General features: G+C 59.3%; 15 protein-coding genes. 5 read left to right on the top strand and 10 right to left on the bottom strand.

Going from position 1 to position 15,376, the window contains the following annotated elements; translation table 11 throughout:
- Positions 1–134 precede the first annotated feature (134 nt).
- The gene (gene fadD2, locus APH41_RS07505) at positions 135–1,823 is read right to left on the bottom strand and encodes a long-chain-fatty-acid--CoA ligase FadD2 (RefSeq protein ID WP_054918241.1); all 1,689 of its coding nucleotides are present in this window, start codon (positions 1,821–1,823) and stop codon (positions 135–137) included.
- Between the two features lie 220 nt (positions 1,824–2,043).
- On the opposite strand from fadD2, the gene APH41_RS07500 reads away from it, so the two are divergent.
- Complete coding sequence (locus APH41_RS07500; protein ID WP_054918239.1) at positions 2,044–2,988, top strand: alpha/beta hydrolase; 945 nt, start codon at positions 2,044–2,046, stop codon at positions 2,986–2,988.
- Positions 2,989–3,044: 56 nt separating this feature from the next.
- Positions 3,045–3,515 (top strand): MaoC family dehydratase, encoded by a 471-nt coding sequence (locus tag APH41_RS07495; protein ID WP_003193747.1) that lies wholly within the window; start codon positions 3,045–3,047, stop codon positions 3,513–3,515.
- 147 nt (positions 3,516–3,662) lie between these two features.
- Here APH41_RS07495 and APH41_RS07490 read toward each other — a convergent pair whose 3' ends face one another.
- Entirely contained in the window at positions 3,663–4,130 is a 468-nt protein-coding gene (locus tag APH41_RS07490; RefSeq protein WP_034128518.1) for a PA2169 family four-helix-bundle protein, read from the bottom strand.
- A 204-nt stretch (positions 4,131–4,334) separates the two neighbouring features.
- Between APH41_RS07490 and APH41_RS07485 the strand changes: the two genes are divergently transcribed.
- Positions 4,335–4,571, top strand: coding sequence for a DUF3820 family protein (locus tag APH41_RS07485; RefSeq protein WP_003193750.1), 237 nt, complete (start codon positions 4,335–4,337; stop codon positions 4,569–4,571).
- Between the two features lie 10 nt (positions 4,572–4,581).
- Complete coding sequence (locus tag APH41_RS07480; RefSeq protein ID WP_054918238.1) at positions 4,582–5,757, top strand: aminotransferase class V-fold PLP-dependent enzyme; 1,176 nt, start codon at positions 4,582–4,584, stop codon at positions 5,755–5,757.
- A gap of 205 nt (positions 5,758–5,962) precedes the next feature.
- Here the strand turns inward: APH41_RS07480 and APH41_RS07475 are convergent, their stop codons facing one another.
- The 3 genes from APH41_RS07475 to zwf are packed head-to-tail and all read right to left on the bottom strand — an operon-like array spanning position 5,963 to position 8,812.
- Positions 5,963–6,628: a bifunctional 4-hydroxy-2-oxoglutarate aldolase/2-dehydro-3-deoxy-phosphogluconate aldolase gene (locus tag APH41_RS07475; RefSeq protein WP_026067364.1), complete on the bottom strand. Its 666-nt coding sequence runs from the start codon at positions 6,626–6,628 to the stop codon at positions 5,963–5,965.
- Between the two features lie 17 nt (positions 6,629–6,645).
- Positions 6,646–7,359 carry a 6-phosphogluconolactonase gene (gene pgl, locus APH41_RS07470; RefSeq protein ID WP_034128520.1) on the bottom strand — a complete coding sequence of 238 codons (714 nt, stop codon included), beginning with the start codon at positions 7,357–7,359 and terminating at the stop codon, positions 6,646–6,648.
- On the bottom strand, positions 7,346–8,812 hold the full coding sequence (gene zwf, locus APH41_RS07465; RefSeq protein WP_034128521.1) for a glucose-6-phosphate dehydrogenase: 1,467 nt from the start codon (positions 8,810–8,812) through the stop codon (positions 7,346–7,348). The genes pgl and zwf overlap by 14 nt, the downstream gene beginning before the upstream one ends.
- 220 nt (positions 8,813–9,032) lie before the next feature.
- Between zwf and APH41_RS07460 the strand changes: the two genes are divergently transcribed.
- The gene (locus APH41_RS07460; RefSeq protein WP_169856377.1) at positions 9,033–9,893 is read left to right on the top strand and encodes a MurR/RpiR family transcriptional regulator; all 861 of its coding nucleotides are present in this window, start codon (positions 9,033–9,035) and stop codon (positions 9,891–9,893) included.
- A gap of 188 nt (positions 9,894–10,081) precedes the next feature.
- Here APH41_RS07460 and APH41_RS07455 read toward each other — a convergent pair whose 3' ends face one another.
- From APH41_RS07455 to APH41_RS07435, 5 genes are all read right to left on the bottom strand, one after another.
- Positions 10,082–10,927: a D-hexose-6-phosphate mutarotase gene (locus APH41_RS07455; RefSeq protein WP_054918237.1), complete on the bottom strand. Its 846-nt coding sequence runs from the start codon at positions 10,925–10,927 to the stop codon at positions 10,082–10,084.
- Between the two features lie 98 nt (positions 10,928–11,025).
- Positions 11,026–12,372 (bottom strand): carbohydrate porin, encoded by a 1,347-nt coding sequence (locus tag APH41_RS07450; RefSeq protein WP_054918236.1) that lies wholly within the window; start codon positions 12,370–12,372, stop codon positions 11,026–11,028.
- A gap of 85 nt (positions 12,373–12,457) precedes the next feature.
- Positions 12,458–13,618 (bottom strand): ABC transporter ATP-binding protein, encoded by a 1,161-nt coding sequence (locus tag APH41_RS07445; RefSeq protein WP_054918234.1) that lies wholly within the window; start codon positions 13,616–13,618, stop codon positions 12,458–12,460.
- Positions 13,619–13,620: 2 nt separating this feature from the next.
- Entirely contained in the window at positions 13,621–14,466 is an 846-nt protein-coding gene (locus tag APH41_RS07440) for a carbohydrate ABC transporter permease (protein WP_003193763.1), read from the bottom strand.
- Positions 14,459–15,367, bottom strand: a complete 909-nt coding sequence (locus APH41_RS07435) for a carbohydrate ABC transporter permease (protein WP_003193765.1) — start codon at positions 15,365–15,367, stop codon at positions 14,459–14,461. The genes APH41_RS07440 and APH41_RS07435 overlap by 8 nt, the downstream gene beginning before the upstream one ends.
- Between the last annotated feature and the right edge of the window lie 9 nt (positions 15,368–15,376).

Here is a 15,376-nt window from a genome sequence, read left to right as displayed (position 1 = left end):
GGCTCTCAAGGGCGAAAAATACAGTGTGGGAGCTGGCTTGCCTGCGATAGCGGTGGATCAGCCAATTCAACAGGCGACTGAAACACTGCTATCGCGGGCAAACCAGCTCCCACATTTTTGTACCCTATTTCAATTCAAGCGATGTCGCGCAGCTCCCGGCGCAGAATTTTCCCCACCGGGGTCATCGGCAACGACTCTCTCAACACAATATGCTTGGGCACCTTGTACCCCGTGAAGTTGGCCTTGCAGTACGCCTTCAGTTCCTCGAGGCTCACCCCCTGGGCCCGTGCCACCACGAACAGCTTCACCGCCTCCCCCGTGCGCTCGTCCGGCACGCCGATCACGGCGCAGTTGGCCACGGCCGGGTGGGCCATGATCACGTCTTCGATTTCGTTGGGGTACACGTTGAAACCCGAGACGATGATCAAATCCTTCTTGCGATCCACAATACTGATGTAGCCATCGGTGTCGATCACCGCAATGTCACCGGTCTTCAACCAGCCATCGGCGTCCAGGGTTTCGGCGGTGGCGGCCGGTTGCTGCCAGTAACCCTTCATCACTTGTGGGCCCTGGATGCACAGCTCGCCGCGCTCGCCCAACGGCAGTTCTTGCCCCAGGTCATCCACGACCTTCATCGCCGTACCCGGCACCGGGATGCCCACGGTACCCAGGCGCGACAGGCCGCCGTAGGGGTTGGTACTGGCCACTGGCGAGGTTTCGGTGAGGCCGTAGCCTTCGCCGATGGCGCAGCCGGTCACCGCTTTCCAGCGTTCCGCCGTGGCCTTGACCAGGGCGGTGCCGCCGGAGTTGGTAATCTTCAGGTGGGAGAAATCCAGGGTCTTGAAATCCGGGTGGTCCATCAGCGCCACAAACAGTGTGTTGAGCCCCAACAGGCCGGAGAACTGCCACTGTTTGAGCTCCTTGATAAACCCGCCGATGTCCCGTGGGTTGGTGATCAGCACGTTGTGGTTACCGGAGACCATCATGCACATGCAATTGGCCGTGAATGCGTAGATGTGGTACAGCGGCAGCGGTGCAATCATCACCTCCTGCCCTTCCTTGATCAGCGGATGGCCGTCGTCGCCCAGTTGCGACATGCACGCCCGCACTTGCTGCATGTTCGCCACCAGGTTGCCGTGAGTGAGCATCGCGCCCTTGGCCAGCCCAGTGGTGCCGCCGGTGTATTGCAGCACGGCGACGTCGTCCAGGGTCACCGGATGGCGCGTCACTCCAAGGCCCGCGCCCATGCGCAGGGCGCGCTTGAACGAAACCGCCCGCGGCAGGTGGTAGGCCGGGACCATCTTCTTGACTTTGTCGACCACGGTGTTGACCAGCCAGCCTTTGGCGGCGGGCATGAAATCGCCCATCCTGGCTTCGATCAGGTAGTCGATCTCCGTGTCGGTGCATACCTCCTGCACACGTGAACCGAACAGGTTGAGGTAGACCAGCGCCCGCACACCGGCATCCTTGAACTGATGGCGCATCTCGCGCGGCGTATAAAGCGGGTTGGTGTTGACCACGATCAGCCCGGCGCGCAGTGCGCCGAACACCGCAACCGGGTAATGCAGCACGTTGGGCAGCTGCACCGCGATGCGCTCGCCGGGCTTGAGGTCGGTGTGCTGCTGCAGGTAACCGGCAAACGCCGCACTCTGGCGCTCAAGCTCGGCGTAGGTGAGGGTAATGCCCATGCTGCTGAATGCCGGACGGTCGGCAAAGGTCTTGCAGGAACGCTCGAAGACCTCGATCACCGACTTGTAGGTGCTGAGGTCGATGGCATTGGGGACTCCCGCCGCGCGTTTGTCATTCCAGAAATCAGGTTGCATTATTCTTGTCCTCTTTACCTGAGTGTGTCCGGCCGCTGCCATGCAGATGTGCAGCAATAAGAAGCGGAGCTTTGGGGAAGTTAGCAGCTATGGCCAAACAGGCAAGACGCTGAACTGTGTCATTGATTGTATGAATCTTGTACCTAAGGCGTAGGCAGATACCCCCGCCCCACGCCGGATGAGCTATACAATGCAACCACCCTGAGCAAAGGAAGCCGCCATGAACCACAGCACCTTCTGGCTGACCGCGAACGACCACACCCGTCTGTACGTCAACCAATGGATGCCCGACGGCCCGCCCAGGGCCGTGGTGATGATTTCCCATGGCATGGCCGAGCACGGCGGTCGCTATGCGCGCCTGGCGCAAGCGTTGTGTGGCGCAGGGTATGGCGTATATGCGCTGGACCAGCGTGGGCATGGCCGTACCGCCGAGGCCGGCACCGTTGGGCTATATGCTGAAACGGATGGCTGGAACAAAGTCGTGGGCGATCTGGCCAGCCTTAATCAGCACATCGGCCAACAGCATCCCGGGCTGCCGATCATCTTGCTGGGCCACAGCATGGGCAGCTATATCTCCCAGGCATACTTGCTGCATCACAGCGCCAGCTTGCATGGCGCAATACTCAGCGGCTCGAATTTCCAGCCGGTGGCCCTCTACCGTGCAGCGCAAATCATTGCGCGCATCGAACGTGCACGCCAAGGCATGCGAGGGCGCAGTGCGTTGATCGACTTCTTGTCGTTCGGCTCATTCAACAAAGCCTTCAAACCCAATCGCACCGCGTTTGACTGGCTCAGCCGCGACCCGGTTGAAGTGGACAACTACATCAACGACCCACTCTGTGGCTTTCGTTGCACCAATCAACTGTGGATCGACCTGTTGGGCGGCTTGCAGCAGATCAGCAAAGTCTCCAACCTGGCGCAGATTGATCCCGGCCTGCCGATCCTGGTGATGGGCGGCGATCGTGATCCGGTGAGTGAAGGCAAGCGTCTCAAGCACCTGGCCCACGCCCTGCGTGAGGCCGGTTGCCAAGACGTGCAATTGACGCTTTACCCGCAGGCGCGCCATGAAGTATTCAACGAAACCAACCGTGATGAAGTCACCGCCGACCTGCTGACCTGGCTCGACCAGGCGCTGGCGTTGCGCAGGCCCACCCGCTGCGAATAGTTTTTGCTTTAAAATCAGCCGATTAATTACCGTTAAGCCACAGGATGCACGTTGAGATGACCCAGGTAACCAACACCCCGTACGAAGCGCTTGAAGTGGGCCAGACTGCCAGCTTCAGCAAAACCGTCGAAGAGCGCGATATCCAGCTGTTCGCCGCCATGTCGGGTGACCACAACCCGGTGCACCTGGACGCTGAATACGCCAAGGCGACCATGTTCAAGGAGCGGATTGCCCACGGCATGTTCAGCGGCGCGCTGATCAGCGCGGCAGTGGCCTGCGAGCTGCCTGGGCCGGGCACGATCTATATCGGCCAGCAAATGACCTTCCAGAAACCGGTGAAGATCGGCGACACCCTGACCGTGCGCTTGGAAATCCTCGAGAAACTGCCGAAGTTTCGCGTGCGCATTGCCACTCGGGTGTTCAACCAGCGTGATGAGTTGGTAGTCGATGGCGAGGCGGAGATTCTGGCGCCGCGCAAACAGCAAGTCGTGACCCTGACCGAGCTGCCGCCAATCAGCATCGGCTGATCTACATTCCAGCCTTTGCATAAAAAAATGTGGGAGCGGGCTCGCCCGCGAATGCGGTGTATCAGCCAATACAACAGTGACTGATCCACCGCTTTCGCGAGCAAGCCCGCTCCCACACTAGGTCCAGCGTAGGTCTTACCTCAGGTCTTACGACTGAGCGCGAGCCTGGTTACGCAGGGCTTTTACCTGGTCGTGGTTGCGCTGTACACCGTGGTACTGACGCTCAACCAAGTCACGAATGCCCACCAGGTTGTGCTTGTTGATCTTCTCGATCGCTTCCTTGTAAGCCTTCAGTGCGTGGTCTTCACCGCGCTCGGCTTCGTTCAATACGGCCTCTTCGTCCTTGCCGGTGACCATCGACTTCACGTCGACCCAGCCACGGTGCAGGGCGCCGGCAACACTACCGGACTTCTCTGGATCGCCGCCCAGGGCACGCACAGCAGTTTTCAGTTCTTCGGCAGCGGTACCGCAATCAACAGCACGCTTGGCAAACAATGCCTTGAGTTCCGGATGCTTGATGTCTTCAGCGCATTCCTTGAAACCCTTTTGGCCGTCGATGCTGGTCTCGATCAGGTCGTTCAGTACGGAGATCGATTCTTTGTTGATATCAGTCATTTTTCAATTCCTTGTACGGGTTAGAAGGTTGCCTTGGTTATTGCAGCGCCCGTGCCAGGTTTATAAAAATTATTTTTATGTTTATTTTCAATAAGTTACGAATTATTGAACCATCTGTATGTTGGTTATTTGCATGATCTGTCATTTGGCCTTCATGCAGAATGCCTGTATTTTCGAAAGCCTGGCCTCAACCCTACGACGCTCATGAATCCCGAAAAACTCGAACTGCTGATCACCCGCCAAATGCCCTTTGGCAAATACAAAGGCCGGATCATTGCCGACCTGCCTGGGCCCTACCTGAATTGGTTCGCCCGTGAAGGTTTCCCCCACGGGGAACTGGGCGGTTTGCTGGCCTTGATGCAGGAAATCGACCACAACGGCCTGTCCGAATTGCTTGAACCACTGCGCGCCAAACATGGCAGACCCGCCCCCCGCCACTAAGAGACTCACCATGCCAAGGAATGCCGATAACGACCCGCACTGGCAGGCCATCGCCCAACGCTATGAATACGAGCCCGGTCCGATCAACCTGGAAAACGGCTACTTCGGGCGCATGAGCCGGGCGGTGCAGGCCCAGTACCTTGAGCACATCAGCTTTATCAACCGCAGCAACTCTGTGCATGTGCGCCAGCGTTTTGAGCAGGGCGAAAACAACGAGATACGCCGCCAGTTGGCCGGGTTGATTGATGTCGACCCCGAATCGGTCGCTTTCACCCGTAACGCCACCGAAGCCTTGCAGTCGCTGATCCGTAACTACAACCGCCTGCAACCGGGCGACCAGGTGCTGATCAGCGACCTGGAGTACGACACGGTCAAAGGCGCCATGCGCTGGCTGACAGCGATTCGCGGCGTGGAAGTGATAGAGGTGGCCCACACCCACCCGGCCAGTTTCGACAGCCTGGTGCAGACTTATCACGATGCGTTTGTGCAGTACCCGCGTCTGAAATTAATGGCCTTGACCCATGTGACCCACCGTACGGGCCTGGTCATGCCGGTTGCGGACATTGCCAAGGCCGCGCGCGAACGTGCAATCGACGTGATCCTCGACGGCGCGCACGCCTTGGGCCAGATCGACTTCAACCTGGCCGAACTGGGCATTCAGTTCGCAGGCTTCAACCTGCACAAATGGATCGGCGCGCCGCTGACCCTGGGCTTTTTGTATATCGCACCAGAGCGCCTGGCCGATATCGACCCGGATATGGGCGAGTTTCACTACCCAGCCACCGATGTGCGAGCGCGTACGTCCTACAGCACGCCGAACTTTCCGGCGCTGATGACATTGCCCCTGGTATTTGAAGAGCATCGACAGTTGGGTGGCGCGGCGGCCAAGGGCGCACGCGTCAATTACCTGCGCAACCTGTGGGTAAACCAGGTACGGCCGTTGCCGGGAATTGAAGTGCTGACCTCGGATGACCCGCGACTGTATTGCGGGATCACAGCCTTCAAGTTCATCGGGCGTAATCAGCAGACGATGGCGGACAGGTTGCTCAAGGAGCACGGCCTGTTCACCACTACGCGCACGGGGGCAGCGTTTGGCACCTGTATCCGGGTGACGCCGGGGCTGGTGACGTCGGCGGCGGACATCAATGCGCTAGTCCATGCGATCACCAAACTAAACACCGTTTAAAACTGTGGGAGCTGGCTTGCCTGCGATAACGGTGTATCAGCCAAAGATGGGCTAACTGATAAATGGCTATCGCAGGCAAGCCAGCCCCCACCTTCAGAGCGGCGATGTGCTTGAGGTTTTTTTACAGGCAAAAAAAAGCGGCACACCGACCAAGTGCGCCGCAAAAATGCCGTTAAGCACAGCAACAACGATTCGATAAATCAGTTCAGTCCAGCAGCGCCAGCGCCTGGGCAGTGACTTCCTGGATACGCGCCCAGTCGCCGTTCTTGACCCACTCCGGATCCAGCATCCAACTGCCGCCCACGCACATCACGTTTTTCAACGCCATGTAGCTCTTGATGTTGGCCGGGCCAACACCGCCAGTCGGGCAGAATTTGACTTCGCCGAACGGGCCGCCGAGAGCCTTGATGGCAGCAACACCACCGCTGACTTCAGCCGGGAACAGCTTGAAGCGGCGATAACCCAGGCCGTAGCCTTCCATGATGCCGGAGGCATTGCTGATGCCCGGCAGCAGCGGGATCGGGCTGTGCACCGAGGCTTCCAGCAAGTCACGGGTGATGCCGGGGGTGACGATAAATTGCGAGCCTGCCACTTCTGCCGCTTCGAGCATGTGACGATCGAGCACGGTACCGGCACCAGTGCACAGTTCAGGACGTTGCTCGCGCAAGACCTGAATGGCCTTGAGGCCGAACTCGGAACGCAGGGTCACCTCCAGCGCGGTCAAACCGCCAGCGGCCAGGGCGTCGGCCAGCGGCAGGATGTCCTGCTCGCGGGCGATGGTGATCACCGGCAGGATCCGCGCCTTGGCGCAGAGGCTGTCGATCAAGGCAACTTTATCCGCCATGGACACGGTCGGTTGAGGGCTTTTCATAGCGGCTGATCCTTGGCTCATGGGCACCAGTAAATCTCTAGAGTAGGTTGCAAAAACGCGCGAATCGGCATGGCAGCAACATCGTCGCTGGCCAGGGCGGCGCTCAAGGTAGTCAATTTCGAACTGCCGGAAATCGACAGCACGGTGTAGCTGGCCGTGGCCAGCAGCGCACGACTCATGGTCAGGCGCTGGTGCGGCACAGTGGGCGCCAGCATCGGCCAGCAACGGCGGGTACCGTCGGCCTTCAGCGCTTCGCTCAGGTTAGGGCTGTTGGGGAACAGCGATGCGGTGTGGCCGTCATCGCCCATGCCCAGCACCAGCACATCAATGGCTGGCAACTCGCCCAGCAGGCGATCGGCCTGCTCGGCAGCGTCTTCAAGATTGGCAGCGGGGCTGTACAGGCTCAAGAACTTCGCCTTGGCCGCCGGACCTTGCAGCAAGTGTTGCTTCAACAGGCCAGCATTGCTGTCGGCGTGTTCGACCGGCACCCAGCGCTCATCGGCCAGGGTGATGGTGACCTTGGACCAGTCCAGGCCCTGCTTGGCCAGGTTCTGGAAAAACGCCACGGGGCTGCGGCCACCGGACACCACCAACGTCGCCTCGCCACGGGCACTGATGGCCGAGCGCAGTTGCTCAGCCACGTCATTGGCCAGGCCATCGGCCAGCAGCGCAGGCGTACGGTACTCATGGGCAGTGACGCCCTGAGGCAGTTTCAATTCAGATATCGCCATACCACGACCTCCCATCCCGCGTGATCAGTGCAATGGAGCTCATCGGCCCCCAGGACCCCGCCGCATACGGCTTGGGCGCATCACCGGATTTTTTCCACCCGGCGATCAACTGGTCACACCACTTCCACGCGGCTTCGATTTCATCTTTGCGAACAAACAGGTTCTGATTGCCGCGCATCACTTCCAGCAACAATCGCTCGTAGGCATCGGGGATGCGTGCGCTGCGATAGGTGTCGGAAAAATTCAATTGCAGTGGTCCGCTGCGCAGTTGCATGCCTTTGTCCAGGCCCTGCTCCTTGGTCATCACACGCAGGGAAATACCTTCGTCCGGCTGCAGGCGGATGATCAGCTTGTTGCTGATTTGCAGGCGCTGCTCCGGGGCGAAGATGTAGTGGGACGGTTCCTTGAAGTGAATGACGATCTGCGACAGTTTTTGCGGCATACGCTTGCCGGTACGCAGGTAGAACGGCACGCCGGCCCAGCGCCAGTTACGGATATCGGCACGCAGGGCAACGAACGTCTCGGTGTCGCTCTGGGTATTGGAGTTGTCTTCTTCCAGGTAACCCGGCACGGCTTTACCAGCGCTGTAGCCGGCGATGTACTGGCCACGGACTACCTGAGTGGTCAGGCCCTCGGGGCTGATCGGCGCCAGGGCCTTGAGCACCTTGACCTTCTCGTCGCGGATGCTGTCGGCGGACAGGTCGGCAGGCGGGTCCATGGCAATCAGGCAAAGCAGTTGCAACAAGTGATTCTGGATCATGTCGCGCAGCTGGCCAGCCTTGTCGAAGTAACCCCAACGGCCTTCGATGCCAACCTGCTCGGCCACGGTGATTTCCACGTGGGAGATGTAGTTCTGATTCCACTGGGTTTCGAACAGGCTGTTGGCGAAACGCAGGGCGATCAGGTTCTGTACCGTCTCTTTGCCCAGGTAGTGGTCGATGCGATAGGTGCGGTTTTCCGGAAAGAACTGCGCCACGGCGTCGTTGACCTTGCGCGACGACTCCAGGTCCGAACCGATGGGTTTTTCCAGCACTACGCGGGTATTTTCCGCCAGGCCGACCTTGGACAGGTTTTCGCAGATCGCGCCGTATACCGCCGCCGGGGTAGCGAAGTAGGCAATCAGGCGTTGCTCGCTGCCGGCTTTTTCGGCCAGGGCGACGTAGTCGTCGGCCTTCATGAAGTCGACATGCACATAAGCCAGGCGTGCGAGGAAACGCTGGGCCACGGCTTCGTCGAGCTCTTTGCCGACGTATTTACGCAATTCTTTTTCGATATGGGCCAGGTGTTGCTGCTCGGAGCCGGCTTCACGGGCCAGGGCCAGGATGCGTGTGTCGTCGTGCAGCAACCCGGCGCCATCGAGTTGATAAAGGGCAGGAAATAACTTGCGCAGCGCCAGATCACCCAAGGCGCCAAACAGGGCAAAGGTGCAGGGTTCCACGGTTATCGAAGGCATGATGTTTGTTCTTTTATCAAGTTAAGCTACAAATACCTTTTTTCAAGGCATCACTCAAGGAAAAATGTAGTAATAACCACAACATTTTCCCGAAATACGCATTGCGAGTGGTGGTGTTCAGCTACCCTCAGTAGGATAGGCCACCGCGAAAAGCCACTCATCGATTGGTTACCGCCTTTTTATTTGCATCGTCGCCCGAAGGAAAGACTGAATGGACCGCGTGCGAAATCTTCTGGAACAGATCCGGAACCGCCTCGAAGAATTGAACAAGGCCGAGCGCAAAGTCGCTGAAGTGATCCTGCTCAACCCGCAGCAGGCCACACGCTTCTCGATCGCCGCCCTCGCCCAGGCCGCCTCGGTCAGTGAACCGACGGTCAACCGCTTCTGCCGTTCATTCGGTGTCAGCGGTTACCCTGAACTCAAATTGCAGTTGGCGCAAAGCCTGGCCAGTGGCGCCGCGTATGTCAGCCGCGCCGTGGAGGCCGATGATAACCCCGAGGCCTACACCCAGAAGATCTTTGGCAGCGCCATTGCCTCTTTGGACAGTGCGTGCCAGGCCCTGGACCCGGCGCTGATCAGCAAGGCCGTGGACTTGTTGATCCAGGCGCGGCAAATCCACTTCTTTGGCCTCGGCGCTTCGGCCCCCGTCGCCATGGACGCGTTGCACAAGTTCTTCCGCTTCAACCTGGCGGTGACCGCCCATGCCGACGTGCTGATGCAACGCATGATCGCCTCGGTGGCGCACACCGGTGAGTTGTTCGTGATCATTTCCTACACCGGCCGTACCCGCGAGCTGGTGGAAGTGGCGCGTATCGCTCGGGAAAACGGTGCGTCAGTGCTGGGCGTGACCGCCGAAAACTCGCCGCTGGCCAAGGCCAGTACGGTGAGCCTGAACATCCCGTTGCCGGAAGACACGGATATCTACATGCCGATGACTTCTCGGATTATCCAATTGACGGTATTGGACGTATTGGCAACGGGTATGACCCTGCGTCGCGGAGTGGATTTCCAGCCGCATTTGCGCAAGATCAAAGAGAGCTTGAATGACAGCCGATATCCGGTGGGGGATGAATTCAACTAAATCCGTGTCAACTGATCGTTCCCACGCTCCGCGTGGGAATGCCTCACTGGACGCTCTGCGTCTGCCTTTAGCGTCGTGACGCGGAGCGTCATAGGCTGCATTCCCACGCGGAGCGTGGGAACGATCATGAATTCAACTAGCAGGCAGCTCTTCCAGCAGTACCTGCGATAGCGCCATCAGCCACACCGCTAAACCCCTGCCCTGGCCTGTAAACTCAAGTGGGCCCTCTCCCCCGGCGCCAGGCTCGCCGCCGCCATCGCCGCCTCTACGCACACAAACCCCGACGCTTCGTTAAAGCTCACGCCCAACAGCGGCCGGCTCCCCGGGTGCCACACCACCGTGTCGGCGCTGTCGCCGGTGTCGATGCACAGTTCACGCTGCCAGGCGTGGTCCTTGAGCTGCAATTCGCCCTCATGCTGGAACACCCGCTGGCATCCGCCATCGACCCGCAATTCACCTTCCTGCTGGCAAACCTGGCGATTGAGCTGGTCGTAACCTTGTGCTCCTTCGAGCCCAGACAGCGCTACCTCATCGACGTGACCAATACGCCAGTAAGCGTGCAATGCATGACTCAACTGGCACGGCAGCTCGTCGTGATGCTCGGTGCTCAGGCGCAGTTCCAGGGTGTCACCCAGGTGCGCGTGCAAGTCCACCTGCCAGTCGCACAGTTGCAATTGCCAGAGCAGGCGCACGCCGTCGTCATCGGTGCTGCTGTCGAGCAGTTTCCAGTCGATCAAGCGGGCCCATCCGTGGGACGGCCAGGCATTTTCGCTGGGGTGGCGGCCATACCACGGCCAGCACACCGGTACGCCACCACGGATAGCCCCGACTTGCGGCCATTTGGCGGCACACCACAGCCACGGCTTCTGGCCCGTAGGTTGAAAGTGCAGCAATTGCGCGCCCTGGCGACTGAACACCGCCTGGCACAGGGGGTGGTCGATCACCAACACATCGCGCATCTGAAAGCGCTCCCAGGCGAACACCGGACGCTCGCGCAGGGATTTGAAAAAGCGTTGCAGCGGTTGCTCGTGCATGTGCCCAGGTCCCGAATATCACAGTGCCACGCAAAAAAAAGCGGATAGCCATGGCTACCCGCAAATGCGCACAGAGAGAGGAGCTTATCGCAACAGCGTTAGAACGTAGACTGAATTTTCAGGCCCGCTACCAGCGCGTTGTCGACTTTATCCACGCCGCCAGGCTGGACAACGTACTGCAGGTTCGGACGCACAGTCAGCCAGTTGGTGACGTGGAAACCGTAGTTGAGTTCGACGTTGTATTCAGTCTCACGAATCGGCGTGTACAGCGGATTGTCGTAGTCGCTCACACCATTGGCGGCGTTGAGCAATTGAGAGTTCTTCTTCACGTCATCGTTGACATGCAGGCGAGCGACGCCAATGCCGACGTCATCTTTTGGACGCGCGTCGAATGGGCCTTTGTACACGAGCATCAACGACTGGTAGTTGTCGACCAGGTTGGTTTCCTTGTCATGGAAGGTCGCGTTGGCTGCAATGTTCAGGCCACGGGAAGCGTCGCCGTTATGGGTGGTGAGTTGCTGTTGCGCAACGAACCAGTAGCCTTTCTTGCTGCTGCGGGTACGGAAGTCGGCGCCGCTGAGGACCGCATCGTTACCGTTGACGTCTTCACGTACATCCGGAGCATCGGCCGCACTTTTATAGAAGCCCACACGGTATTCGCCCGGCAGGTTATTAACCTTCGGCGACCAGACCAATTCCACCGGAATCACGGTGCCCTTGGTACCACTGCCGCTGAGTTTGAAGCCGTTGCCGTGCTCCAACTGCGACGGGTTCTGGTTGTAGGCACCGATTTGCGCATACAGCTCAGGCGTAATGTTGTATTTCACGCGGATAGCGGCCTGGGCGACCGGCCAGTTGTACCAGGTATTGACGTAGTTACCGACCTGCGAGCCGCAGAACGACAGGTTCTGGAAGTCGCAAGGGAAGGTGTTGAAGTCTTCGCCTTCACCGAAGTAACCGAGCTTCACGTCCAGCTTGTTGTCGAACATCTGGTGCTGAATCCAGAACTGGGTCAGACGCACCATGTGGCCACGGCCATACACTTCTTGCGAGGAACTCAAGGTGCCGGCACGCGGGTCGCCAATGCGGTCATTGGAGATGTTCTGGCCATTACGGTTGGTCAACTGGATCTTGGCCTGGGTGTTATCCCAGCCCCAAAGTTTTTGCAGGTCCAGTGCCACGCCCAGACCGAACTGGTCGGAGTAACGACCGGTCTTGTCGTCGTTGTAGCCGCCGTGGGCGTTGTAGCCCATCTCGCCCACGTAGTCGGCCTTGATGTCGATACCTTGCTCGATCAGCTTGGTACGCTCACCGCCCCAATCGCCGGTCATCCACTTGGAATCAGCGCTGAATGCATCGGCCGCCATCGCATTGGCGGACAATACAAGGGCTGCTGCCGCTGACAGTTGGCAGATCAGCCGGGTGTTGTTGTGTTGCTTTTTCATCCCTACATCCTCGTCTTTATTGTTATTAAACTGTTTTTATCTAACGCGGGTTACATTTTTTAATTAAAACAATCACTTATCTTGCTTAACGGCCCTTGAACTGGGTCACATTGTCGGCATGCCCCTGTGCCGGCAATGAAGCCACTGCGCCCAACCGCTCACCGGTCTTGGCGTCAAACAGCAATACCTTGGCCGGGTCGAACTGCAAGGTCAGGGTCTCGCCCACTTGCGGTGCCACGTCCGGCGCCAAACGGCAGCAGACCTTGGTGTCATTGAGCTGCACAAACACCAGGGTGTCCGGGCCGGTAGGCTCGGTCACCTGCACTTCGGCGCGAATGCTCGACGAGCCGTTGCCCTCGCCCGCTGCCAGCACGATCTGCTCCGGGCGCAGGCCCAGGATCACATCGCGGTCTTCCAAACCGGCGTCATTCACGCCCAGCGGCAACTCGCAACGGGCCTGGCCGCTGTCGAGCAGCGCGACCAGACCACCGTTCTGGCGTTTTAGACGCATGGGAACGAAGTTCATCGGTGGTGAACCGATAAAGCTTGCCACAAACAGGTTGGCAGGGTCGTTGTAAATTTCCTTCGGGGTGCCGAATTGCTGAATGATGCCGTCCTTCATCACCGCCACTTTGTCGCCCAGGGTCATCGCTTCGATCTGGTCGTGGGTCACGTAGACGGTGGTGGTTTTCAGACGCTGGTGCATCAGCTTCATTTCGGTACGCATCTCGACCCGCAGCTTGGCGTCGAGGTTGGACAGCGGTTCGTCGAACAGGTAGATCTTCGGCCGACGCGCCAGGGCACGGCCCATGGCCACGCGCTGTTGCTGGCCACCGGACAACTGGCCCGGCTTGCGGTTGAGCAGGTGTTCGATCTGCAGCAACTTGGCCACGCGCGCCACTTCGGCGTCGATGTCGGCTTGCGGCATCTTGCGGATCTTGAGGCCGAACTCGATGTTCTCGCGCACGCTCATGGTCGGGTACAGCGCGTAGGACTGGAACACCATGGCGATGTCACGGTCCTTGGGGCTCATGCCGCTCACGTCTTGATCACCGATCATGATCGCGCCGCCGGTGATGGTCTCAAGGCCGGCGATGCAGTTCATCAGCGTGGATTTACCACAGCCCGACGGGCCGACCAGGATGAGGAACTCGCCTTCCTTGATCGACAGTTCGATGTTCTTCAAGGTGTCGGGCAGGCCGGCGCCATAGGTCTTGTTTACATTGCGAAGTTCAAGCGTAGCCATGATTACCCCTTGACCGCGCCGGCCGTGAGGCCGCGCACGAAATACTTGCCTGCTATCACATAGACCAGCAGGGTCGGCAGCCCGGCGATCATCGCCGCCGCCATATCCACGTTATATTCCTTGGCCCCGGTACTGGTGTTGACCAGGTTGTTCAGCGCCACCGTGATGGGCTGGGAGTCGCCACTGGAGAACACCACACCGAACAGGAAGTCGTTCCAGATCTGGGTGAACTGCCAGATCAGGCAGACCATGATGATCGGCGTCGACATCGGCAGGATGATCCGGCGGAAGATGGTGAAAAAACCCGCTCCGTCCAGGCGTGCTGCCTTGATCAGCGCATCCGGGATGCTCACGTAGTAGTTACGGAAGAACAGCGTGGTGAACGCCAGGCCGTAGACCACGTGGATAAACACCAGGCCGGTGGTGGTGCTGGCCAGGCCCATCTTGCCGAGGGTGAACGACGCGGGCAGCAGCACAGTCTGGAACGGCAGGAAGCAGCCGAACAGCAGCAGGCCGAAGAACAGCTGCGAACCCCGGAAGCGCCAGAACGACAGCACGTAGCCGTTCAAGGCGCCAATGGCGGTAGAGATGAGCACAGCAGGAACGGTGATCTTGATCGAGTTCCAGAAGTAGCCATCCACGGTGGCCCAGGCCTTGACCCAGCCGATACCGCTGACCACGGTGGGCCAGCTCAGCAGGTTACCGGTGCTGATGTCTTCCGGGGTCTTGAAGCTGGTGAGCAGCATCACCACCAACGGCACCAGGTACAGCAGAACCGCCAGGATCAGCACCGCGTAGATCGCGATGCGGCTCAGGCTGATGGCAGGTTTGGCGGCGAGACTAGTCATTGCGCTTGGTCCTCAGCTCGGAATACAGGTACGGCACAATGATCGCGAGGATCGCACCGAGCATCAGGATCGCACTGGCCGAACCCATGCCCATCTGGCCGCGACTGAAGGTGAACGAGTACATGAACATAGCCGGCAGGTCGGACGAGTAGCCCGGGCCGCCTGCGGTCATTGCCGCCACCAGGTCGAAGCTCTTGATCGCAATGTGCGCCAGGATCATCACCGCACTGAAGAACACCGGGCGCAGGCTCGGCAGCACCACGCTCCAGTAGATACGCGGCAGGCTTGCGCCATCGATCTGCGCAGCGCGGATGATCGACTGATCAACACCGCGCAGGCCGGCGAGGAACATCGCCATGATAAAGCCCGAGGCTTGCCACACAGCGGCGATCACCAGGCAGTAGACCACGCGGTCCGGGTCGATCAGCCAGTCGAGACGGAAGCCTTCCCAGCCCCAGTCCCGCAGGAGTTTGTCCAGGCCCATGCCCGGGTTGAGCAGCCATTTCCAGGCGGTACCGGTGACGATCATGGAGAGCGCCATCGGGTACAGGTAAATGGTGCGGATAAAGCCTTCGCGGCGGATTTTCTGGTCGAGGAAAATCGCCAGCAGCACACCGATCACCAGGGTGATGCCGATGAACATGCCGCCGAACACGGCCAGGTTCTTGCTCGCCACCCACCAGCGGTCGTTATCGAACAGCCGCTGATACTGCGCCAGGCCCGCCCATTTGTAGCTGGGCAGGAAGGTCGAGGTGGTGAACGACAGCACGAACGTCCACAGGATGTAGCCATAAAAGCCCACCAGCACGATGAACATGCTCGGCGCCAGCACCAGTTTAGGGAGCCAGCGCTGCAGCACATCGAATGGCGAGGCCTTGCTGAACACAGCAACAGAACTCATGGGAAAATC

Source organism: Pseudomonas sp. NBRC 111138 (assembly GCF_001320835.1).
GTDB classification, from domain to species: Bacteria; Pseudomonadota; Gammaproteobacteria; order Pseudomonadales; family Pseudomonadaceae; genus Aquipseudomonas; species Aquipseudomonas paracarnis.
The sequence above is the reverse complement of the archived record's forward strand: the minus strand, read 5'-3'. Positions and strand labels throughout refer to the sequence as shown.